This is a genomic window from Streptosporangium sp. NPDC051023 (assembly GCF_040689595.1).
Classification (GTDB): Bacteria; Actinomycetota; Actinomycetes; order Streptosporangiales; family Streptosporangiaceae; genus Streptosporangium.
This window is the reverse complement of the sequence record NZ_JBFBCE010000053.1, coordinates 32,734-55,554: the sequence shown is the minus strand read 5'-3', so window position 1 is coordinate 55,554 and position 22,821 is coordinate 32,734. Positions and strand designations below refer to the sequence as shown.

Below are 22,821 nucleotides of genomic sequence, written 5' to 3'. Positions count from 1 at the left end.
CCCCTCCCCGGCGAGCCGACGTGTCCGTCCCATCCTCCCGGCGGGCCCGCGCGGTCATTCCGTCTCCCCGTCCGGCTCCGCGGGAAGCTCCATGAGCGCGCTTGGCCGCAGGCCGCGCCACTGGCGTTTGTTACGCCGCAGGAATGTGCCGATGGGCTCGCGCCACGTGTGGTTGGCGGCGTTGCCGCGCCGCAGGATGTATCCCAGGCCCTGGGTGCGGTAGATCTGGCCGCCCGCAGCCTGTACGGCGTGCTGGAACTGGGCGTCGATCGTGCCGGGCAGCGTGCGGAAGCCGCCGACCGCCTGGAAGGCCGAGCGTTCGGCGAAGATGGTTCCTCCGGCGATGAAGTTGGTGATCTGCTCGGTGACCTGGTCCCGGTGGACGGTCACCCCGATCGAGGCGAGATAGACGAACTCGGGCACCATGCCGACCACGTCCGCCCCCGAGTAGGAGTGGGCCAGGAGCAGGTCGGAGATGAAGTCCGGCCCGTACCAGTCGTCGTCGTCCATCTTCAGCAGGAACGACCCGGACGCCCTGGCCGCGGCCTCATTGAGCACCGCGCCGAACACGGTGCCCCTGTCCGCCTCGAACACGGTGATCGGTCGTTCGAAGGTCGCCAGCGCGCCCGCCACGTCCGGATGGCCGGAGGGGATGCCGTGCAGGGCGACAACCACCTCGAACGCGGCGCCGCGCTGCCTGGTCATCTGCTCCAGCGCAAAACGCACCATCTCGGGGCGGCGGGTGGCGAGCAGTACCGAGGTCAGCGGGGCGGGGGCAGCGGGGGCGCCGAGCTGCTCCCAGCGGCTGCGGACGCCGTGGGTGCGCAACGCCTCCCTGCGGAGCCTGATGCTGTGCTCCTCCCGTTCCAGGTCGTCCGCGAGCCCTGTCTCGCCGACCGAGGTGATCAGCCTGGCCAGTTCCCCGCCCAGGGCGCCCGCCCACGCGGGCACGGCGTCGCAGACCAGCGGCACCCCGGCGGCGGCGAGCCCGGTGACGACCCGCAGCGCGGCCACGGGGCCACTGTGGCCGCGCCGCCAGTCCACGCGCACCCCTCTGACCTGCCTGATCCGGCTGACGTCCACGTCGGTGACGCAGCCGGAAACGCCGAAGGCGATGAGCGTTCGCCCCTCGCAGGTGATCGTCCAGCGGCCCGACTCGACGGACAGGTCGGCCATGCCGAGCGTCGGCACGGTGACGAAGCCGAGCGGGTTGACCGAGCGGTCGTCAACCGGGGGGATGCTCCTGGGCTCCGACAGGTCTCCGAGGCCGCTCCGCAGGATCCCGGCTCCGCCGGGGCGGCCCAGCCGTTCCCAGCTCATCAGCTCGGCGGCCGGGCGGTCGACCGGGGTCTCCGCGCCGGACCAGGGCGGTGGGTCCTGGCCGGTGACACGCAGGACCAGGTCACCGCCCCTGGCGCCGAAGCGCTCCGGGAGCGGGCCCGTCACGCCCGCGGGAGCCGCGTTGGGGTCGCCGGGGGCGCCAGTGCGCCGCCCCCGGGCCCGCCAGCCCCGCCACCGGGGCCGCGACGGCGTCCATCCGGTGCCCGGCGAACGCCCTGGCGGTCGCGGCGAGCGTACGGCCCGCGGGCGTGGGCTTGGAGAACCTCGCCTCGACCACCCACGAGGTCCGCGCCGGGCGGTGCACGCGCAGCTCGGTCAGCGACCGCCAGCGGTGCGCGGGCGTCGGGGACAGCACCGGCGCGGTGTACCAGTGCGGAGTCTCCTCGACGGCGACCACGACCCGCGTGGCCAGGGGCAGCAGTGACTGCAGGGTTGCGGCCCTGCGGACGTCCGTCGGCGTCCTGGCGACCACCAGGATCTCCGCGGTCTTCTCCTCCGCCTCCGGGATGCCGTCGAGATCTCCGTCGAGGTCGATCACCTCGTACGGTTCCAGCTCCCCGAGTGTCTCGAAGCCCGCGCAGTAGACCAGGATGCCCCGCCCGCCGTCGCGCTCGCCCCGGTCGCGCAGCAGGTCGGCCAGGAACGACATCAGCCCGCCCTCCTGTGCCGCATGGCCGTCGCGATGATCTCTCCCAGCGGGCCGCGCCGACGCTCGGCCTCCAGCCGCTCGACCTCCGCCCGCAGGCGTTCGGCCTCGTGGCGAAGGCTCTTCACCTCGCCTTCGAGGTGTTCGGCCTCGCGCCGCCACCTGGCCGCGTCCGCCCGCCATTTCGCGGTGTCCCCGGTGACGGGTTGGGCCTCCCGGGACCGTGTGAGGCCGAACTCGTCGGCGCTCACCCAGAACGAGCCGAACAGCTCGTGCACCACGTCGTCGAGGCCGCCCGCACCACCGGGACCACCCAAACGTTCAAACCCGCCCGGACCATCGAACTCGCCCAGACGGTCGAACTCGCTCGAACGGTCGAATCCGCCCGGGCCGCCGTGGTTGCCGTCGCCGACGACCAGGGCTGCCCTGGCGAAGGCGGCGGTGCGTTCGAGCCTGGCCGCCCTGACCCCGTGGCTTCCCTCCTCGAGCACCGCGCTCAGCAGGCCGTACTCCTCACGCTCGGCAAGTTTGACCAGCTCGGCGAGGGTGCCGGCGCCGAGTGCCCAGCCGGCGGGGCAGGTGAGGCGGAAGGGCGCGGGCGCCGAGCCCCGGGACGACGCCTTCCCGGCGATCCCGGCGATCCCGGCGACTCTGGAGGCTTCGACGGATCCGGCCATTCCGGCGGGTTCGGCAAAGGAGACGCGTGGTTCGTTGGCGTACAGGTTGCGCACCAGCCGCAGGTCGAGCAGTGGCTCGTCGAGGGAGGAGCGGCGCCCCTCGGGGAGGGCCGACCACGGCCCGGTCACGGTGACGGCGACGTCGGCGAGGGTGCCGGCGAGGGCGGAGTCGACGGTCGTCCTGACGTCCTCGTACGAGGAGCCGTCCGCCTCGACGACGACCTGGACGTACGGCACCAGCCAGTGCCTGCGCGGGTGGGTGCGCAGCCAGCGCAGGTCGGGGACGAGGTCGGGCAGCACCGACCAGTTGTGCCGGTGCACCTCCCGCTCCCTGAGCATGACCGTCGACGGGCCGAGATGCCAGGCCCCGGCCTGCGGGTCGGGAACGAAGATCGCGCCCGCCTGCGCGAGGCGGAAGCCGAGGTCGGTGTCCTCACCCATGTTCAGCGCGGTGTTCACACCACCCGCCGAGCGCAGGAGCGCCAGCGGGACCGACGTGGTCGCCGCCGAGTGGAGCCGATAGGCGCGGGCGCCCGCGTCCCGCAGCCACCGGGTCTCGGCGAGCACGCCCGCCCGCCACGCGTGCGGGGCCGACTCGGGGAAGAGGCCCTCGACGTCCGAGGCCTTCACGGCGGCGAAGATCTCCGAGGGCGCGGGCGCGTCCCCGGACGGCTCCGGGGTGAAGCGAACGTCACCGAGCACGACGGCGTACGGGACGAGATGGTGCCAGCGCATGTGGGCCTCGACGTGCTCCCGGTCGAGGACCATGTCGGAGTCGACCCAGTGCAGGACGTCGCCGGTCGCCGCCTCGGCGCCGCTCTGGCGCGCCCAGCCTCGTCCCCAGCGGCCCTCTGGCACGCGGACGAGCCGGGTGTTCGCCGGGGTGAGAGCGGGGATCCGCAGCGGCGGGTCGCTCCCGTCGTCGGCGACGATCACCTCGGTGAGCCGCGCCGGGTAGCTCTGCGCGGCCAGCCCGGCGAGCGTGCGGTCCAGGGACTCCTGGCAGTCGTAGGCGGCGATCACCACGCTCACCGTGAGCCGGGGCTCCCAACGGCCCAGGGCGGGCGGGACCAGCGAGTCGTAGTCGTTGTGCCTGACCCGGGCCCGGGGAACGGCGGCCCGTCCGGCTGCGCGGGCGTCGCTCACGCCTTGTCCTCGGCCGGGACCTGTCCCGTCCCGGCCCGCCCTGCCCCGGCCGCCGCCCTCGGCAGTGGCTCGCCGAACATCTCCGTCCCCCCGCGCCGGGGAACGGAGGCGAGGCGGTCCTCTCCGAGGGAGACCAGGATCGCCCGCAGGTCCTCCTCGCGCCTGCTCCCGTCTTCCCTGAGCAGGGAGACGATCTCGTCAAGCCGCCGGTCCAGCCGTTCCGTGGCCGTCCTGACCTGTGCCAGTTCCGTCTCATACCGCTTGACCCTGTTGTCGATGCGCAGGGCCTTGCCGTCGACCCTGCGGACGGTCACGACCGCCAGCGCCTGGGCGGCCAGTACGACCGCGATCGCGCCGAGCACGACGGCCGCCGTGATCGACAGGGCGCCGGTGCCCGCGAGCAGGGCCAGCGCGGCCAGGACCAGCGGGCCGGTGATCGCTGCCAGTAGCGTCAATTTTCGGGGCGTGGGCATCCGCGCTCACCTTCCGTGCCGCTCTGTCGTTTCCTGTCTGCTGGGGGAGGTGTTTGAGGCTATCCACTACCGAAGTGTGAATATGGCGATAAACGGAAACCCCAAGGTTTTCGTGACCTGGGTGAATGCTGTGAGTGATCTCCGGTAAGCATCCATGTCAAGGCCGGAGGGTGGTACGAACTGATCTTTCAGCCTCGCTATCCTTCGCTGGTGCCCGCGCAGCCGACGCTTTCCTCCCCGGTCCTTTCCGCGACTCCCACCGGTTTCCTGCGAGCGGCGACGGAGGGGGTGGCCGAGCTGTCGTGGACCGGTTCCGGATGGCTGGCGGCGGGCGAACCACTCGGCGACCGCCCGGATGCCGACGAGGTCGCCCGGCTCAGACCGCTGCTCGGCCTGACCGTCGTCTGGCCCTCGACCGAGGTTCCGACCGGCGCGGTCACCGCGCTCGCCGCCGCCGGTGTCCCCCTGCACGCCGCCGCCTCGCCGGGCTGGGTCGAGCCCGAGTTGGCCCGCCTGCTGGCGGCCTGGAAACCCGAGGGAGCACCTGAGGAGGCGGCGCGGGAGAGAGCGGGGCGGAGCCCGGGCAGGGACGACGGGCCGCGCTCGGTGACCGCCCTGCGCAGGGAGGAGCACAGCGTACGGCTGCGCCGCCACGGGTTCGCGCGCCTGGACGGGGCGGCCTCCCACACGGGCAGGGCGGTGCCCTTCACACGAGCGTCGGCGACACCCGTGGTCAGCGTCGTGATGTCCAGCATGCGCCCGCACCTGCTGGGCTCGGCGCTCGCCCAGATCGCCGGGCAGCGCCGGGTCGAGGTCGAGGTCCTGCTGGGCCTGCACGGCGTCCCCGCCGACCATCCCGAGGTACGGCGGGCGGTCGGCGAGAGCGGTCTGCCGATCACGGTGACCGAGGCGGACGCGGCGACCCCCTTCGGGGAGGTGCTCAACCTGGCGGCCTCGAAGGCGGCGGGGGAGTATGTCGCCAAGTGGGACGACGACGACTGGTACGGCCCCGAGCACCTGGCCGACCTCCTCCTCGCGAGGTCGTACGCGGGCGCGGACATCGTGGGCACGGCGGCCGAGTTCTTCTACCTGGAACCGCTGGACGTCACGGTCCGCCGTACCGACTACACCGGCGAGGTCTGGTCAGACCACGTCGCGGGCGGCACGATCCTGCTCGACCGGGCACGGTTCGAGGAGGCCGGCGGCTTTCCCGCCCTGCCTCGCGGGGTCGACGCCGGGTTCCTGAAGGCCGCCCACGCGCGGGGCGCGCGCATCTACCGCACCCACGGCCTCGGCTACGTGCTGCGGCGTTCGCTGAGCACCGAGCACACCTGGCGGCTCCCGCTCGCCCACTTCCTGCGTGTCGCGTCCAACCAGTGGTACGGCTTCAGGCCGAGCCTGATCCTGGAGGCCTCGTGATCGCGCGGGTCGTGGGCAACGACTATCGGAGCCTCACCCCGGCGGAACCGGGCTCCTGGACACCGTCGTTGCGGGTCAGCGTGGTCGTGCCCGCCTACGGTGGTCAGGACAAGCTCGACCTGGTGCTCGCCGGTCTCGCGGGCCAGACCTACCCCGCCGACCTGACCGAGGTCATCGTGGTCGACAACGGCAGCGACCCGCCGCTGCGCCTGCCCGATCTCAGGCCCGTGAACACCAGGATGGTCGCCTGCCCGACGCCCGGCAGGGCGCACGCCCGCAACGCCGGTCTGCGGGCCGCGACCGGAGACGTGGTCCACTGGCTCGACTCGGACGTGGTCCTGGATCGCGGGTCCGTCGAGGCGCACATGCGCTGGCACCACGCGGCGCCGTACCTCGTGGTGACCGGCTACCTGCGCTTCACGCCCGCGCCGCTGCCCGCGCCGGAGGCGGTGGCCGCCGCGCGGGATCTGGCCGAGCTGTTCGAGCCCGCGGAGCCACACGCCTGGCTGGTCGACCTGATCGAGCGGACCGACGGCCTCACCGATAACCCGCACCGCGCCTTCAGCCTGCACGTGGGCGGCGCGACCTCCGTCAACGCCGCGTTGCTGGCCAAGGCGGGGCCCATGGACACCGACCTCGTCCTTGGCCAGGACACCGAGATGGGCTACCGGCTCGCCCAGGCGGGCGCGGTCTTCGTGCCCGAGCCGCTGGCCCGTGCCTTCCACCTGGGGCCGACCATGCGGATGCGCGGCAAGGCGCCGATCGACCGGGTCAGCCACGCCTTCGTGGCAGACAGGATTCCGGCCTACCGCTGGCTCCGCTCCCATCCCGCCAGGCAGTGGAAGGTGCCCTATCTGGAGGTGGTCGTCGAGCCCGTCGGCGGTGAGGCCGGCGACGGTGGCGCTCACGGCTACGACGAGGTCCGCGCGACCGTCGACGCCGTGCTCGCGGGCACCGTGCCCGACGTCGTGGTCACCCTTCCCGGCCCCTGGGACCGCGTCGGTGCCGAGGACCGCGCCCCGCTGCGCAACCCCGACCTGGACCTGGTGCTGATCCGCGGCCACTACGCGCACGACGCCCGGGTACGGTTCACCCTCGCCTCCCCCAGGCCCGGCGGGTCCGCCGAGCCGTATCCCGCGGACGGGGACGGGCGGCTCTGGGCGGCCGTGCCGTACCGGCTGAGGCTGCCCGCGGGGTGGACGCCGGGGGAGGACAGCCTCGCGCGCCTGCTCGACCTGGCGGGCGAGGGAGGATACGGCCTGGTCTCGGTGTTGCTGGCCGAGGACCCGGGGCCGGGGGTCGTGGCGGCCAGGCTGGAACGCGCCGCGGCGTTCGCCCGCGCCACCATCGTGCGCGCGGAGGGCGAGAGGCTCGACGACGCGGTCGAGGACACCTTCGGCACGCTCTGGGTCGACGGGGAGACCTACGGATTCCTGCCGGAGGCCAGGGCGCTCACCGGACGCCGTGGCGCCTACCGCGCCCGGGTCGAGGCCCAGGCCGAGGTCGCCCGTCTCACCAAGGAGGCGGAGCGGCTGCGCGGCCAGGTCACCCGGTGGCGCGAGGAAGCGGGCCGCTGGCGCAGGAGCGCGGTCGAGCTGAGACGGGAGGTGGGCACCTTGCGCAAGGAACTGGCCGCGGCCAGGAAGGTCGTCCAGTACGGCCTGCTGGCGTCCGTCAGGCGGGCGATCTCCCGTCGCCGGTGACGGCTCCGACTCCGCCGAGGAAGTAGGAACCGATGCCCTTGTACGGGACGACGGCGCCGGGATCGGGGCGCCACTCCGGCAGGTTGACGATGCCCGGCTCGACCACGTCGAAGCCGTCGAACAGGCGGATGATCTCCGCGCCGGTTCTGGCCACGAACGGGGAGGACGCTCGGTTGTAGACCTTGGTGACCCCGTCGGCGGCGGCGGGCCTGGCGTCGATCGCGACGTGCGACATGACCAGGTGGCTGCCGGGGACCACGGCCTCGCGGAGCGTTGCGATGATGCCTGAGGGGTCGTCGTCGTCCGGCACGAAGTGCATGATCGCCAGCAGGAGGATCCCCACGGGCCGGTCGAAGTCGATCGCCGCGCGGACGTCCGGGTGCTCCAAGATCTCGCGGGGGCGGCGCGCGTCCCCCTCGACGATGGTCACGTTCTCGTTCTTGCCGAGGATCGCCCTGCCGTGAACCAGGACGGTCGGATCGTTGTCGACGTAGACGACCTTGGCCCCGGGGGCGACCTGGTGCACGTTGTTCTGGGTCGGCAGCCCCGCGCCGATGTCGAGGAACTGGTCGATGCCCGTCCTGGCGACGAAGTCGACCGTGCGGCGCAGGAACGCGCGGTTCGACCTGGCGCTGTGCCGGATCTCGGGGACGACCGTCAGGACTCTTTCAGCGGCCTCTCTGTCGGCGGGGAAATTGTCCTTACCGCCCAGGTAGTAGTCGTACATGCGTGCGACGTTGGGTATGAGCGTGTTGATGCCCTTTGGTGCCTGGTCGGTCACGTGCTGCTCCCCGGTGGAGATATTTCCGGAATTGTCGTGATCATATCGGGAAGGGAGGTGCAGAAGGGATCGCGGAGCTGGCAAGATCGCGACATGGTCGCCCTCCCTCAGCGCCGCTTCATCGGGCTCCACCTCGCCGACGGCATCCGTCCCGGCAACCTGGTGGCGTCGATGGTCATGTCGTTCGCCGCGACCATGATCATCACTTTCCTGCCCGCGGCTCAGGCGTACATCCTGATCGGCGTCCTCGACGGTGAGGGGGTCAACCAGGGCAGTGTGATCGCCTTGCTGGCCGCCGCCGCCGAGATCGCGATGATCCTCAGCCTGCCCTGGTACGGCGCACTCGCCGACCGCTTCGGCAGGCGGCCCGTCGTGGTCGTCGGGTTCGTCCTGTGCGGCCTGGGCGCCGCGCTGTTCCCGTTCGCGGGGAACACGGCAGTGCTCGTCGTGCTGCGGGTCGTCTTCGCCCTGGGCGTGGCCGCCCTCAACGGGATGCTGGCCACGGTCGCCATCGACTACGTCCGCAACCGCTCCCGGAGCACGTCCTACGGCCTGGTCGGCCTGTTCAGCGGCCTGGGCGCGATGGTCGCGGTGCTCGGCCTCGTCCGCATCCCCGCGAGCTTCGAGGCGGTCCTCGGGGGCGGCAAGGAGGCCACGGTCACCGCGGCCCGTTACTCGTTTCTGATCGTCGCCGCGATCGCCCTGGCCGTCGCCGCGCTGATGTGGTTCACCCTCTCCAAGGTCAGGGTCGACGCGGCCTCGGCGCGTGTCCCGCTGACCCGCCTGGTCAGGGAGGGCATCGCGCTCGCCCGCGACCCCGGGGTCGCCCTGTCCTACGCGGCGGCGTTCGTCGCCCGCGCCGACCTGTCCATCGTCGCCGCGTTCATCCCCCTATGGGTCATCGTCCACGCCACCGGCGAGGGCGAACTGTCCACGGCCGAGGCCCTGGTCCGCGCCGGGGTGGTGGTCGGCGTCGCGCAGACGGTGGCCACCGTCGGGGCCCCGCTGTTCGGCTGGCTGGGCGACCGGATGCGCCGCCAGGACGCGGTTCTCCTCGCGCAGGCCGTCGCCGCCGTCTCCTACCTGTCCACGCTGCTGATCGACGACCCGCTCGGCTCCGGCATGATGATCGTGGCCGTGCTCGTCGGTCTCGGGGAGATCGGCGCGATCGTCACCGCGGGCCCGCTGCTGGCCCAGCAGGTCCCCCCGGTGGTCCGCGCCTCCGCCTACGGCGTGCAGACGCTCTGCGGCGCCGCCGGCATCCTCGTCATCTCCACGCTCGGCGGGACGCTTTTCAGTGCCTGGCGGCCCGCGGCGCCGTTCGCGGTCGCGGGCGTGGCCGGCCTGCTCGTCGTGGCCTTCGGGCTGGTGATCCGGCGACGCGTCTCCCCCCTGCCCGAGGACCTGCCCGAGGAGCGCGAGAGCCTCTCCTCACCGAGTCTGCCGCCCGTCTCGCCCTCCGCAGGCTGATCGGCAGGGAGTCTTCCCGCCCGGGACCGTTCGGCTACCCGGCCCGGAAAGTCCGGATCGCCGCCCTGAGCCTGCCACGCCAGGATCTGGGCGCCGTGAGACGGCCCATGGAGGGCGGCGGAGGCACGCGTGAGGGCGGCTCGGCTTTCCCACTCGGGGCCCCGGCCTTCCCGCTCAGGCCCGAGGGCGGCCTGCCCTCCTGGGCGGAGGGCGCAGGCCTCACCGGCCAGAACTCGGCCATGCCGCCGTGCCGTACGCCGTGGGTCGCCTTGATCGAGGTGACGACGTCGTCCGCGCCCAGCAGCCTGGCCCTGCCCAGCGCCTCCGCCCGCTCCAGCGTCGCCGAGCCCTCGTCGCCGAGGTCGACCACGAGCAGGCCTGAGCGGTCATCCTGGATCGCGGCGATCATCCGCTCCAGCGAGTCGCGTCCCAGGGGGACCGAGACCGGGCCCGTGTAGCGGAACGGGGTCGGCCCAGGGGTCGGGGAGACCTCGTCGGCGAGCCGTATCCGCTCGTCGTGGGCGAAGTGCTCGCGCAGCAGGCGCAGCTCGAACGACGGGTCGCCGAGCACGGGACGACGACCTTCCGGCAGCCGCGACCAGGGGGCGACCAGGGTGACCAGCACGTCGGCGACCGACCCTTCGAGGGCGGCGTTCACCGCCCCGCGCACCTGCCTCTCGTCCGCGTCGACATGGAGGACCACCTCCACATACGGCACCAGCCACCGCCTGCCCCTGTCCTTGCGCAGGTCGCGGCGGAGCGGCACCCGATGGGCCAGGTAGGGGGCGACGGCACGGACGGCCCGCTGTCGATCGCGGCGCTGCGCGGGAATCCCCAGGTGTACGGCCCTGGCCGCCATGTCGGGGACGAAGACCACGCCGTGCGTGGCGAGCCGGTAGGCGAATTCCGTGTCCTCGCCCCTGAGCACGCCGGGATCGACCCCGCCGACGGCGTGGAAGGTCTCTCGTCGCATCGAGACCGTCGGCCCCGTGCACACGTGGTAGGGGTTGCGGCTGCTCCGCAGGCCGTCGGTGCGGAAGATCGTCTGCTCCGTCGAGCTGGCCAGCGCCTTCGACAGGTCGAAGACGTCCTCAAGCGAGCCGGTGCGCGCGCGCTCGTGCAACTGCGAGGGGGAGAGCACCGGGTCCTCCACGAATTTCTTCGCGCCGATGGTGACCAGGTAGTCGCTCAGATGGTGCCATCGGGCCAGCGCCTCGATGTGCTCGCGCCAGAGGACCATGTCGGCGTCGAGGCGCTGGATGATCCGTCCCTCCGCGAGGGCGGCACCGCTGTTGAGCGCGTGCGCGATGCCCCAGCCCCCAGGGGCCGCGGCCACGAGCCGGGTGTTCTGCGGGACGATCTCCGGCAGGCGCAGCGGCGGGTCGCTGCCGTCGTCGACCACGATCACCTCCATGAGGTGACCGGGGTAGGTCTGCGCGGCGAGGGCGGCGAGGGTCAGGTCGAGCCGATGCTGCCCGCCGTACGCGGGGATGACCACGCTGACGGAGAGGGACGGATCCCAACCGCCCAGCGGCGGCGGATCCAGGGGGGAGTAGTCGTTGTGCCGGATCGGGGGCCGGTCGATCGCCACTCCGCCCGTCATGATGTGGTGCTCCTTGTCTGCGTTCCCGCTTCTCAGGACCCGTTGACCCTACCCACGGTTCCTTAGCGTTTCCTGGGTGAAGGACGCCTGGCTTGTCCATTTGGTGGACAGCCGATCCCGGCGCCGATCCTGTTACCCGTAGACTTGCTGCCTAACACCGCAGGTAGAACGCGCGTTCTGGGAACGCGCGGGAGGAGCAATGATGACCAGGGCGTGGCGTGGCCTCATCGAGGAGTACCGCGACCGACTTCCGGTGACCACGGCGACGCCTGTCGTCACGCTCCTGGAGGGCGGCACGCCGCTCGTCCCGGCGCACCGGGTCTCGGCGCTGACCGGCTGCGACGTCTATCTCAAGGTCGAGGGAGCGAACCCGACCGGCAGCTTCAAGGACCGCGGCATGACGATGGCCATCAGCAAGGCCGTCGAAGAGGGGGCGAAGGCCGTCATCTGTGCCTCGACGGGCAACACCAGCGCCTCGGCCGCCGCCTACGCGGTCCGCGCCGGTCTGACCTGCGCGGTGCTGGTGCCCCGCGGCAAGATCGCGATGGGCAAGCTGGCCCAGGCGCTCGTCCACGGGGCCAAGCTGCTCCAGGTCGAGGGCTCCTTCGACGACTGCCTCGAGATGACCAGGAAGCTTTCGGAGAACTACCCGATCGCGCTGGTCAACTCGGTCAACCCGTTCCGGCTCCAGGGCCAGAAGACCGCGGCCTTCGAGATCGTGGACGCCCTCGGCGACGCGCCCGACATCCACTGCATCCCCGTCGGTAACGCGGGCAACATCTCGGCCTACTGGATGGGCTACACCGAGTACGCCAAGGACGGCATCGCGACGAAGACCCCCCGCATGTTCGGCTTCCAGGCCAGCGGCGCGGCGCCGATCGTCAACGGCGCCCCGGTGACCCACCCGCACACGATCGCCACCGCGATCCGCATCGGCAACCCCGCGTCCTGGCAGCTCGCTGAGGCGGCTCGCGACGAGTCGGACGGCGTCATCCAGGCCGTGACCGACCGCCAGATCGCCGCCGCGTACAAGCTGCTGGCCCAGGAGGAGGGCGTGTTCGTCGAGCTCGCCTCCGCCGCCAGCGTCGCCGGTCTCCTCCAGGCCCACGACCAGGGCCTCGTCGCCCCGGGCAGGCGGATCGTCTGCACGGTCACCGGCAACGGCCTCAAGGACCCCGACTGGGCCATCTCCGGCGCGCCGACCCCGGTGACGATCCCGGTCGACGCCCACGCGGCCGCCACGGCCCTGGAACTCGCCTGACCCTGCCCCCGGCCCCTCGAGGCCCCTCAGGGCCCCTCAGCCCGCGCGCCGCGGCGGTCCCCCCGCCGCGGCCGCCGTGCGCCTTCCCACATCAGGCAGACCGTCCCGCATCAGGCGGACAGCAGGTAGTTGACATTCTCCCCCTCGTGAACGAGGGGGAGTCCCACGGTCGCCCGTAGAGGTTCCTGGTTCACCGCCGGTCGCCCGCCCGAGAGAACTCCCGTTGAGGTCTTACACCAGCTCCGCAGGCGTTTCACCTGTCCGCCAGCCCGGCGGCCAGGATGTTGCGGGCCGCGTTCACGTCCCGGTCGTGGGCCGCGCCGCAGGCGCACACCCAGTCCCGGACGCTCAGCGGCATTTCGTCTTGCCGTGTCCCGCAGGCCGAGCACAACCTGGAGGAGGGCAGCCACCGGTCTGCCACCAGCAGCTCACGCCCGTACCAGGCCGCCTTGTACTCCAGCATGCGGCGCAGCTCCCGCCAGCCCGCATCCGAGATGGCGCGGGCCAGGCGAGGGTTTTTGACCATGTTGCGGACGGTGAGGTCTTCCACGGCGATCACTTGGTTCTCGTGAACGAGCCGTGTGGTGAGCTGGTGCAGATGATCCCGGCGGCGGTCGGCGATCCGGGCATACACCTTCGCGACCTTGAGCCGGGCCTTGGTCCGGTTGGCCGACCCCTTGGCCTTGCGGGCGAGCGCCCGCTGGGCCCTGGCCAGTTTGCGCCGGTCGGCTCGCTCGTGCCGGGGGTTGACGATCTTCTCCCCGCTCGACAGCGTCACCAAGGCGGTGATCCCGGCATCCAGGCCCACCGACGTCTCGGCCGGCGGCAGCGGGGAGATCTTCTCCTCGACCAGGAGGGAGACGAACCAGCGGCCCGCCGCGTCCCGGGAGACGGTGACCGTGGACGGCTGCGCGCCCTGCGGCAGCGGACGCGACCACACGATGTCCAGCGGCTCGTCCATCTTCGCCAGGGTCAGGCGGCCGTCGCGCCAGCGGAAGGCCGAGCGGGTGTACTCGGCCGACGCCCGCGACCGCTTGCGGGACTTGAAGACCGGGTAGCGGGCGCGTCTGGCGAAGAAGCTCGCGAACGCCGCCTGCAGATGCCGCAGCGCCTGCTGCAGCGGGACCGACGACACCTCCGACAGGAAGTCGTGGTCGCCGCTGCGTTTCCAGACGGTCAGCGCGGCCGACGACTCCAGGTAGGAGACGCGACGGCCTTCCAGCCGGTAGGTGCGGGTGCGCTCCTCCAGCGCCTTGTTGTAGACCAGGCGCACGCACCCGAACGTCCGGGCGAGCTCGAAGGCCTGCCCGGGGGTGGGGTAGAAGCGGTACTTGTAGGCCCGCTTCACGGCCTGCGCCATACCCTGCATGCTATCGAACGACCAGCCAAATGTCGAACACATATTCGATTTTTTCGGTTCCGTGGCGATGTGCCGTGTTTCCTCCCCGCTTGAAGGCGGGGGTCTCCACACTCAAGGAAGTCTGATGACCGACAGCATCAAGGTCACCGTCCGGGTCCCGGCGACGTCGGCCAACCTCGGCCCCGGGTTCGACACCCTGGGACTGGCTCTCGCCCTCTACGACGAGGTCGAGGCCAGTCTGTTCACCCCCGAAGGCGGTCCCGACGCCCTGGGCGTCGGCATCGGGATCAGCGGGGAGGGGGCGGGCGAGCTCGACGACGGAGAGGGGCACCTCATCGTCCGGACGATGCGGACGGCCTTCGACCGGATGGGGGTCCCGCAGCCACGCGGCATCCGGCTGAACTGCCTCAACCGCATCCCGCACGCGCGGGGGCTCGGCTCCTCCTCGGCGGCGATCTGCGCGGGCATCCTCGCCGCGCGGGCGCTCGCGGGCACGCCGTACTCGGCGGTTCCCGGTCAGGACGGGACTCCCGTCACCCACTCGGGCGACGCACCCGAGTTCACCGACGGCGACGTCTTCGCGCTGGCCACAGAGATCGAGGGCCACCCCGACAACGTGGCCCCGTGCCTGGCGGGCGGCCTGACCGTTGCGTGGACGGATCAGTCAGGTACCCCGCATATGCTGAAACTGGTTCCGCACGCCGACATCCGGCCGGTGGCCATCGTCCCCAGGCATCGCCTCTCAACGGAGGTGGCCAGAGGACTCCTTCCCGAGAGCGTGCCGCACGCGGACGCGTCCGCGAACGCGGGGCGGGCGGCGCTTCTCGTGGCGGCGCTGACCGCCAGACCGGAGCGGGAGCTGCTGCTGGCCGCCACCGAGGACCGGCTGCACCAGGACTACCGCGCGCCTGCGATGCCGCAGACAGCGGATCTGGTACAACGTCTGCGCGGGATCGGCGTCCCTACGGTCGTCTCGGGAGCGGGTCCCACCATTCTTGCGTTTTCGACAGTGGATACGCAGGATTTGATCGCACCGGAAGTGGGTACGGATTGGCTCATCCAGCCACTGGATGTCGAAACCCGCGGTGCCCGTGTTGTCTCTCCCGAGACACGCTGATGCCTCTTCGACCTTCAGGGAATAGCTGTGTGCGCTGGTGATGTTAGGCTGGTAGCCGCACCAGGTGCCCCCTTGTTGGGTGCGTGCTTGTCAGCCACACATCGCTGCTTCATGTCCCGCTCCGTGGGGCGTGAACGCCGCAGTGGCCTCCCCGAATCCGTCGCCTCCGAATGCTCCACATTCGGTTGGGGCAACGAGAGGCGGCGTTTGAGGGGACATGCGCGTTCGAACTACCTCGACATCTGGTTGCCGGTAGCAATCCGGGGGGTGTCCTCCAAGCCCCACCGTCGGCGAATCTCGATGGTGACGGCATGGATGTGCCCTTCCCCGACAGTGGCGGCGGTCCTCAAGGGCCGCCGAGGATCGCAACGTGCAACCCGACCCGGTCTGTCCCACCGGGTCGATCGCACCACCGGGACGATTGGCTGATCATGGCCACGCCCGACCCCTGGGAAGGACCCATTAGTGAGCGACACCACCGAACTCCTCTCCGACGCCACCGGCGCATCGCCGGAGGCCGGCGACACCCCCACCCGCGCCGCGGCCAAGCCGCGCCGTCGCTCCGGCACCGGCCTGTCCGCCATGGTGCTGCCTGAGCTGCAGGCGATGGCGTCCGGTCTTGGCATCAGCGGGACCGGGCGGATGCGCAAGAGCCAACTCATCGCGGCGATCCAGGAGAAGCAGGGCGTAACCACCGAGAGCGCCCCGGCTCCCGTCGCGACCAAGGAAGCTCCCGCCGCCGCTGCCGCTCCCGCCGCTCCGGCTCCCGTGGCTGAACCGGTCGCGGAGCGACCGGCCCGCAGCCGGAGGGAACGTTCCCGCCCCGCCACGGTCGCCGAGCCGGTCGCCGAGCCGGTGCAGCCCGCTCCCGCCGCCCAGCAGGCCCCCGTGGCCGCTCCCGTCGCCGAGCCCGTCGCCGCCGCTCCCGTCGTGGAGCAGCAGGTCGAGACGGGGCAGGCCGAGGTGCGTGCGGAGCGTGGCGAGAGCCGCCGCGAGCGCGGTGACCGCCGCAGCCGCAACAGCGACCGTGGCGAGCGCGCGAACGACCGCCGCGAGCGGGGCGAGCGCAGCGATGGCCGTGTGGACCAGCGCGCCGCCGACGCGGGCCAGAACCGTGGCGAGCGGGTGAACGACCGCGGCAACGACCGGGGCGACCGCACGAACGACCGCGGTGACCGGAACGACCGGGTGAACGACCGTGTGAGCGACCGCGGTGACCGCGGCAACGACAGGGGCCCGCAGAACCGCGGTCCGCAGGACCGCGGCGACCAGCACGGCGTGGGCGACGACGACGACCGTCGTGGCCGTCGCGGCCGCTTCAGGGAGCGCAACCGTCGTGGCCGTGAGCGCTTCGACAGCAACGAGCCCGTGGTCGGCGACGACGACGTTCTGATCCCGATCGCCGGCATCCTGGACATCCTCGACAACTACGCGTTCGTGCGGACCAGCGGCTACCTGCCGGGCTCCAACGACGTCTACGTCTCACTCGCCCAGATCCGCCGCAACGGTCTCCGTAAGGGCGACGTGGTCACCGGCGCGGTGCGCCAGCCCCGTGACGGCGAGCGCCGCGAGAAGTTCAACGCCCTCGTCCGCCTTGACACGGTCAACGGCATGGACCCGGAGCAGGCGCGGCAGCGGCCCGACTTCAACAAGCTCACGCCGCTGTACCCCCAGGAGCGGCTGCGTCTCGAGACCGAGCCGAACGTCCTGAGCACGCGGATCATCGACCTCGTCTCGCCGATCGGCAAGGGCCAGCGCGGCCTCATCGTCTCCCCGCCCAAGGCGGGCAAGACCATGGTGCTCCAGGCGATCGCCAACGCGATCACGCGCAACAGCCCCGAGTGCCACCTGATGGTCGTCCTGGTCGACGAGCGTCCGGAAGAGGTCACCGACATGCAGCGGTCGGTGAAGGGCGAGGTCATCCACTCGACCTTCGACCGTCCCGCCGAGGACCACACCACGGTCGCCGAGCTCGCCATCGAGCGGGCCAAGCGCCTGGTCGAGCTGGGCCACGACGTCGTCGTGCTCCTCGACTCCATCACCCGCCTCGGCCGCGCCTACAACCTGGCGGCCCCGGCCTCAGGGCGCATCCTGTCCGGTGGTGTCGACTCGACCGCGCTCTACCCGCCGAAGCGCTTCTTCGGCGCCGCCCGCAACATCGAGAACGGCGGCTCGCTGACGATCCTCGCCACCGCGCTGGTCGAGACCGGCTCGAAGATGGACGAGGTCATCTTCGAGGAGTTCAAGGGCACCGGCAACATGGAGCTCAAGCTCAACCGCTCCCTCGCCGACAAGCGCATCTTCCCCGCGGTGGACGTCGACGCGTCCAGCACCCGTAAGGAAGAGATCCTCATGTCGAAGGACGAGCTGCAGATCACCTGGAAGCTGCGCCGCGTGCTGCACGCCCTGGACATGCAGCAGGCCCTGGAGCTGCTCCTGGAGAAGATGCGGGAGACCAAGTCGAACGCGGAGTTCCTCCTCCAGGTCCAGAAGACGACGGTCAGCTCCGACCGGGACTGACCCCGCAGGGGGCGGGCCGTCTCGACGGCCGGCTCCGGCCGTGATCGGCCACACCGCTTCACGACGAACGCCCCGGCCCGACGGCCGGGGCGTTCGCCGTTCCGCGTTCCTTGCGCGCTTGCGGCCTTCGGGATATCCCTACCTGGAGGACTACCGCCCGCCCCATTACGCTGCGTCCCGGATTCCGGCATGCTGGGATGGGCCCCGGGCCCGGCTCCCCGGACGGGCCCCTGATCGCGGCGTGTGGAGGCGGACAGGCGCATGACGGCCGAGACGGCGCCGGGCGCGCCTGTGCCAACGGCACGGACACCGCTGCGCCGACGCGTCCCGCTGGGGCCGAACGGGCCACTGGGGACGCTCCTCGACCCGATGACCTGGCGTGCGGTGCCGTACCTCCTGGGAAGCATGTTCTACGGTCTCCTCTGCTTCGCCGTGCTCGCCTCGGTCATCCCGTTCTCGCTGACCCTGGTCGTGCTCTGGATCGGGGCGCCGCTGCTCGTGGTGACCATGGTCGCCTGGCGCGGCGCGGCGATGCTCGAACGCCGGATGCTCAGGCTGGCCTTCGGCATCACGATCCCCGATCCCTACCGGGTCTCCGCGGACGTCAACCCGCTCGTGCGCTGGAAGGGCATGGCCGTCGATCCGGCGACCTGGAAGGACCTGCTGTACCTCCTGCTGTTGCTGCCGATCGGCCTGGGGGAGTTCGTCGTCTCCGCTGCCCTGTGGCTCCTCACTCTCGGCCTGGTTACGGCCCCGCTGCTGGTGCTGTCCGGCGCGGGCCCCGTGAAGATCACCGACGGGCTCGCCGTCGACGGCCTTCTCATGGCCCTGCCGTGCGTTCCCGCCGGGCTGGGGGTCTTCGTCGTCGCGATGTACGCGACGCGGGGCATGGCGTGGCTGCACGCCCGGTTCGCCGCCGCGCTGCTCGGACCGGGCAAGAAGGGCCTGCTGATCGCCAGGGCGGCCCAGCTGCGCGCCAGCAGGGCGCGCGGGGTCGACGCGGCAGAGGCGGAGCGGCGCAGGATCGAGCGCGACCTGCATGACGGCGCCCAGCAGCGGCTGCTGTCCGTCGCCATGGACCTGGGCCGTGCCCAGGCCAAGATGGAGAGCGACCCGGAGACCGCCAAACGGCTTCTCGCCCAGGCGCACGCGGGCACCAAGGCGGCCATCGCGGAGCTGCGCGACCTCGCGCGGGGCATCCACCCGGCGATCCTCACCGACCGGGGCCTCGACGCCGCCCTGTCCTCGCTGGCGGCCAGGGCGCCCGTACGGGTGTCCCTGTCGGTCGAGATCTCCCACCGGCCTCCCGCGGCGGTCGAGAGCATCGCCTACTTCATCGTGGCCGAGTCCTTGGCCAACATGGCCAAGCACGCGGCGGCGACCGAGGCGTCCGTCAGGGTCAACCGCCACGGCCAGCGGGTGGTCGTCGAGGTTCGCGACAACGGGGTCGGCGGTGCGATGCCGCACTCGGGAGGGGGCCTGGCCGGTCTGGCCGACCGGGCCGCGACCATCGACGGTGTCCTGACCGTGGACAGCCCGCCCGGCGGTCCGACCGTGATCCGCGCCGAACTGCCCTGCGAGTGGTGAACACTTGAGCGCATGCGAGTGGTGATTGCTGAGGACTCGGTGCTGCTCCGTGAAGGCCTTGCCCGACTCCTCGAGGACGGTGGCATCGAGACCGTCGCCGCCGTCGGGGACGGTCCGGCGCTGGTGGCCGCGGTGGCCGAGCACGACCCCGACCTGGCGATCGTGGACGTGCGGATGCCGCCGACCCACACGGACGAGGGGCTGCGCGCGGCGCTGCGGGCCAGGGCGCTGCGGCCCTCGCTGCCGATCCTGGTGCTGTCGCAGTACGTCGAGGAGCGGTACGCGACCGAGCTGGCGGGCGGAGGCGTCGCGCCCTTCGGCTACCTGCTCAAGGAACGGGTCGCCGACGTGTCCGATTTCCTCGACGCCGTGCGCCGGGTCGCGGCGGGTGGGACGATCCTCGATCCCGAGGTGATCGGGCAGCTGCTCGGCCGCCACCGGCACGACGACCCGCTGAACTCCCTGACCGTCAGAGAGCGCGAGGTCCTGGACCTGATGGCGCAGGGCCGCTCGAACTCGGCGATAGCCGTCCGCATGACCGTCACCGACGGCGCCGTCGAAAAGCACATCTCCAGCATCTTCCTCAAACTCGGCCTCGGCGCCGCGCCCGACGACCACCGCAGGGTGCTGGCCGTACTGGCCTATCTAGGGCGGTGAGACCCCTCCCGGAGGTCTCTCAAGGTCCTTCGAAGACGAGGCCCGGGGGAGCAGAGGCCCGAGAGGACAGAAGACGCCGGAAACGAGAGAACGCCCGGGGCCGAGGCTCCCGGGCGTTTCCATGGATCCGCGGGCCCGTCGTCTGTACGGCTTGCGCCCGGGGTTGGGGACGCGAGTCGTGCAGCCCGGTTTTCACCGCGCGGTGTGGTGCCGTGACGTGGCCGGAGCTCACCCGAGGGGCGTGAAGCGGCTCATGTCATGTCGTTTCAGCGAACGTCGACGAACTCGGCGCTCGAGGTGGATCCGTAGGTCTTGCTGGTCCCCGTGACCACGGCACGCCAGTAGGCGTCGAACTTCGGCGTGACGGACTTGCTGAACTTGCCGCTGGAGTTGGCCTTGGCGAAGGAGAGGAACTTCCAGCCGGAAGAGCCCTTCTTCTTGTAGTAGAGCTCGACCATCTTGCCGGAGTAGGCGGAGCTGCCCCGGTACGCGGTGCCGAACAGACGGACCGCCTTACCCTTCTTGACCTTGTTCGCGCTCACGTCGAACGAGACGTTGGTCTTGGACTTCTTGGACTTGGACTTGCCCGTCTGGACGCTGAAGGTGTCGGCCTTCTCGTACTTGATGCTTTCCTTGCCGCGCCCGGCGGTCAGTTCGAGCGTCCAGGTGCCGGTGGAGAAGTCGCTGTCGAACCAGGTGTCCTCGTACCACGAGTTGACGCTGTTGCCCTTGGAGAGCGTGAGGTCGACGGAGTCGTTGCCGTCGTTGCTGTAGAGCCGGGCGGTGACGGCGGAGGCGCCGAGGATGTTCGCCTTGACGGCCACCTTGGTGTCCTCACCCGCGGTGATGACCACCGGGTCGGTCACTCCCGCGCTGACGAGCTTGACCTGCGGGTCGACGGTGACTTCCTTGCAGCTCTCCGTCTGGGGACCGGTACGGATGACCTGCAGGCGGACCTGCCACTTGCCGTCCTTGTTGTCCTTGGTGACCTTGAAGCTGCCCTTGACCGTGACGTCGGCCGGAGCCGTCGTCTGGTTGCCCGTGGGCGGGGCCGGGATCTGCGCGATGGTGGCATCGTTCCAGGTGGTCTCGCCGACCCGCTGGAAGTCCGCCCTGATGCTCGTCACATCCTTGGCGAGGACTTTCTTGGTGCTGTCGCCGGGGTCGGCGGTCAGCGCGTACGGGTTCTTGATGGTCGCCTCGAAGTCGACCGTGGCGTCATCCTTGATCGGGATGTAGGCGTCCCCGACCTTGATGTCGGTGACGTCGGCGGTGGTGAGCGAGCAGGCGGCCGCGGCGGCCTTGGGCAGGGCGGACTGAGTGGCGAAGGCTGTCGCCGTACCGCTGGCGAAGACGGCGGCCCCCGTTGCGGTCGCCAGAAGCAACCGCATTCCGTTCCTCATCTTTGGTCCCCTTACTCAGGTAAAAATAATAGTAAAAGTTACGGTTTGGGCACCGGAGCCTAGTGGTACAGATGTGACTCGTCCACAGAAACAGGTCATGAGCCCTCGGGAATGTCCTGTGGCCTGGGGTGGTTGGAGCATCTGGCACACTGGTAGCCGAACCGCAGCGGTTCCGGTTCCCGCCCGCGCGCACCCTGGTGTGCTACAGCGCGCAAGCCTCACAGGCGAGAGAAGTGGCGACCCGGCGACCGCGCTTTGGAGAGGAACCGAAGGACATGAAGCCCGACATTCACCCGGAGTACGTCACCACCGAGGTGACCTGCACCTGTGGTAACACCTTCACCACCCGCAGCACGGCCAAGAACGGCGTGATCCACGCCGATGTGTGCTCCGCCTGCCACCCGTTCTACACGGGCAAGCAGAAGATCCTCGACACCGGCGGCCGGGTGGCGCGCTTCGAGAAGCGCTTCGGCAAGAAGACCACGGGCCAGTAGCTCCCACCCCGACGCCGGCTCGGAATCACCCCCGTTCCTCCAGGGGTGCCCCGGGTCGGCGTTCGTGGTGATTAGGCAGGCTTCGTTAGGACTTCAAGGAAGGACGCACGGTGAATCTCGACGAGCTGCTCAGTGAGTATGCCGAGCTGGAACTCAAGCTCGCCGATCCCACCGTGCACGCCAACCCCACGCAGGCGCGCACGTTCGGCAGGCGTTACGCCGAGCTGACCCCGATCATCAACACCTATCGGGAGCTCGAGGGCGTCCAGAACGACCTGGGCACCGCCAGGGAGCTGGCGTCGGAGGACGAGGCGTTCGCCGAGGAGGCCAAGGAGCTCGAGGCCCGCATCCCCGAGCTTGAGGAGAAGCTCAGGCACCTGCTGATCCCGCGTGATCCCAACGATGACAAGGACATCATCATGGAGATCAAGGCGGGCGAGGGCGGTGAGGAGTCGGCGCTGTTCGCCGGAGACCTCCTGCGGATGTATCTCCGCTATGCCGAGCGGGTCGGCTGGAAGACCGAGCTGATCGACGCGACCCACTCCGATCTGGGCGGATACAAGGACGTCACCGTCGCGGTCAAGGCCAGAGGCGACGACGGCGTGTGGTCGAAGCTGAAGTTCGAGGGCGGTGTGCACCGGGTCCAGCGCGTGCCGGTGACCGAGTCGCAGGGGCGCATCCACACCAGCGCGGCCGGCGTCCTGATCTATCCGGAGGCGGAGGAGGTCGACGTGCAGGTCGACCCGAACGACCTCAGGATCGACGTCTACCGCTCCAGCGGCCCCGGCGGACAGAGCGTCAACACCACCGACTCGGCCGTGCGGATCACGCACATCCCGACCGGTGTGGTGGCCTCCTGCCAGAACGAGAAGAGCCAGCTCCAGAACAAGGAGTCGGCCATGCGCATTCTGCGTGCCCGCCTCCAGGCCATCGCGGAGGAAGAGGCGAACGCCGCCGCCATGGCCGAGCGCAAATCCCAGATCAGGACCGTCGACCGCTCAGAGCGCATCCGCACCTACAACTTCCCCGAGAACCGTATTTCCGACCACCGTGTCGGCTTCAAGGCCTACAACCTCGACCAGGTGCTGGACGGCGACCTCACGGCCGTCATCCAGTCGCTGCTCGACGCCGAGATGGCGGAGAAGCTCGCAGAGCACTCATAG

At 70.8% G+C, this 22,821-nt stretch carries 18 protein-coding genes; 10 read left to right on the top strand and 8 right to left on the bottom strand.

Annotated elements, in window-relative coordinates:
* Positions 1–54 precede the first annotated feature (54 nt).
* From AB0395_RS30015 to AB0395_RS30000, 4 genes are read right to left on the bottom strand one after another with little or no spacing between them, the layout of a single operon-like run.
* Positions 55–1,446: a glycosyltransferase gene (locus AB0395_RS30015; RefSeq protein WP_366286845.1), complete on the bottom strand. Its 1,392-nt coding sequence runs from the start codon at positions 1,444–1,446 to the stop codon at positions 55–57.
* The gene (locus tag AB0395_RS30010; RefSeq protein WP_366286844.1) at positions 1,403–1,990 is read right to left on the bottom strand and encodes a hypothetical protein; all 588 of its coding nucleotides are present in this window, start codon (positions 1,988–1,990) and stop codon (positions 1,403–1,405) included. The genes AB0395_RS30015 and AB0395_RS30010 overlap by 44 nt, the downstream gene beginning before the upstream one ends.
* Complete coding sequence (locus AB0395_RS30005) at positions 1,990–3,810, bottom strand: glycosyltransferase (RefSeq protein ID WP_366286843.1); 1,821 nt, start codon at positions 3,808–3,810, stop codon at positions 1,990–1,992. The genes AB0395_RS30010 and AB0395_RS30005 overlap by 1 nt, the downstream gene beginning before the upstream one ends.
* Positions 3,807–4,283 carry a hypothetical protein gene (locus tag AB0395_RS30000; protein WP_366286841.1) on the bottom strand — a complete coding sequence of 159 codons (477 nt, stop codon included), beginning with the start codon at positions 4,281–4,283 and terminating at the stop codon, positions 3,807–3,809. The genes AB0395_RS30005 and AB0395_RS30000 overlap by 4 nt, the downstream gene beginning before the upstream one ends.
* Positions 4,284–4,493: 210 nt before the next feature.
* Here AB0395_RS30000 and AB0395_RS29995 point away from each other — a divergent pair, with 210 nt between their 5' ends.
* Positions 4,494–5,702, top strand: a complete 1,209-nt coding sequence (locus AB0395_RS29995; protein ID WP_366286839.1) for a family 2 glycosyl transferase — start codon at positions 4,494–4,496, stop codon at positions 5,700–5,702.
* Positions 5,699–7,405: a glycosyltransferase gene (locus tag AB0395_RS29990; RefSeq protein ID WP_366286837.1), complete on the top strand. Its 1,707-nt coding sequence runs from the start codon at positions 5,699–5,701 to the stop codon at positions 7,403–7,405. Before AB0395_RS29995 ends, AB0395_RS29990 begins: the two co-directional genes overlap by 4 nt.
* Here AB0395_RS29990 and AB0395_RS29985 read toward each other — a convergent pair.
* Positions 7,377–8,186: an SAM-dependent methyltransferase gene (locus tag AB0395_RS29985; RefSeq protein ID WP_366286835.1), complete on the bottom strand. Its 810-nt coding sequence runs from the start codon at positions 8,184–8,186 to the stop codon at positions 7,377–7,379. The genes AB0395_RS29990 and AB0395_RS29985 overlap by 29 nt on opposite strands.
* Before the next feature lie 93 nt (positions 8,187–8,279).
* On the opposite strand from AB0395_RS29985, the gene AB0395_RS29980 reads away from it, so the two are divergent.
* Positions 8,280–9,656, top strand: coding sequence for an MFS transporter (locus tag AB0395_RS29980; protein ID WP_366286834.1), 1,377 nt, complete (start codon positions 8,280–8,282; stop codon positions 9,654–9,656).
* A gap of 34 nt (positions 9,657–9,690) precedes the next feature.
* Here AB0395_RS29980 and AB0395_RS29975 read toward each other — a convergent pair whose 3' ends face one another.
* Positions 9,691–11,259, bottom strand: a complete 1,569-nt coding sequence (locus AB0395_RS29975) for a glycosyltransferase (protein WP_366286832.1) — start codon at positions 11,257–11,259, stop codon at positions 9,691–9,693.
* 202 nt (positions 11,260–11,461) lie between these two features.
* Here AB0395_RS29975 and thrC point away from each other — a divergent pair, with 202 nt between their 5' ends.
* Entirely contained in the window at positions 11,462–12,520 is a 1,059-nt protein-coding gene (gene thrC / locus AB0395_RS29970) for a threonine synthase (protein ID WP_366286855.1), read from the top strand.
* Between the two features lie 253 nt (positions 12,521–12,773).
* On the opposite strand, the gene AB0395_RS29965 is transcribed toward thrC, so the two are convergent.
* A complete protein-coding gene (locus AB0395_RS29965; protein WP_366286830.1) occupies positions 12,774–13,880 on the bottom strand; it encodes an RNA-guided endonuclease TnpB family protein in 1,107 nt (368 codons plus the stop codon).
* 124 nt (positions 13,881–14,004) lie between these two features.
* Here AB0395_RS29965 and AB0395_RS29960 point away from each other — a divergent pair, with 124 nt between their 5' ends.
* The 4 genes from AB0395_RS29960 to AB0395_RS29945 all read left to right on the top strand — a co-directional run bounded on the left by AB0395_RS29960 (position 14,005) and on the right by AB0395_RS29945 (position 19,761).
* Positions 14,005–14,997 carry a homoserine kinase gene (locus AB0395_RS29960; protein WP_366286828.1) on the top strand — a complete coding sequence of 331 codons (993 nt, stop codon included), beginning with the start codon at positions 14,005–14,007 and terminating at the stop codon, positions 14,995–14,997.
* Between the two features lie 465 nt (positions 14,998–15,462).
* Positions 15,463–17,517 carry a transcription termination factor Rho gene (rho, locus tag AB0395_RS29955; RefSeq protein WP_366286826.1) on the top strand — a complete coding sequence of 685 codons (2,055 nt, stop codon included), beginning with the start codon at positions 15,463–15,465 and terminating at the stop codon, positions 17,515–17,517.
* Positions 17,518–17,778: 261 nt separating this feature from the next.
* Positions 17,779–19,104: a sensor domain-containing protein gene (locus AB0395_RS29950; RefSeq protein ID WP_366286824.1), complete on the top strand. Its 1,326-nt coding sequence runs from the start codon at positions 17,779–17,781 to the stop codon at positions 19,102–19,104.
* 12 nt (positions 19,105–19,116) lie between these two features.
* Positions 19,117–19,761 carry a response regulator transcription factor gene (locus tag AB0395_RS29945; RefSeq protein ID WP_366286822.1) on the top strand — a complete coding sequence of 215 codons (645 nt, stop codon included), beginning with the start codon at positions 19,117–19,119 and terminating at the stop codon, positions 19,759–19,761.
* A 266-nt stretch (positions 19,762–20,027) separates the two neighbouring features.
* Here the strand turns inward: AB0395_RS29945 and AB0395_RS29940 are convergent, their stop codons facing one another.
* Positions 20,028–21,164: a hypothetical protein gene (locus AB0395_RS29940; protein ID WP_366286819.1), complete on the bottom strand. Its 1,137-nt coding sequence runs from the start codon at positions 21,162–21,164 to the stop codon at positions 20,028–20,030.
* A 275-nt stretch (positions 21,165–21,439) separates the two neighbouring features.
* On the opposite strand from AB0395_RS29940, the gene rpmE reads away from it, so the two are divergent.
* Together rpmE and prfA are read left to right on the top strand one after the other, a co-directional pair.
* On the top strand, positions 21,440–21,658 hold the full coding sequence (gene rpmE / locus AB0395_RS29935) for a 50S ribosomal protein L31 (RefSeq protein ID WP_366286816.1): 219 nt from the start codon (positions 21,440–21,442) through the stop codon (positions 21,656–21,658).
* Positions 21,659–21,768: 110 nt separating this feature from the next.
* Positions 21,769–22,821, top strand: coding sequence for a peptide chain release factor 1 (prfA, locus tag AB0395_RS29930; RefSeq protein WP_366286814.1), 1,053 nt, complete (start codon positions 21,769–21,771; stop codon positions 22,819–22,821).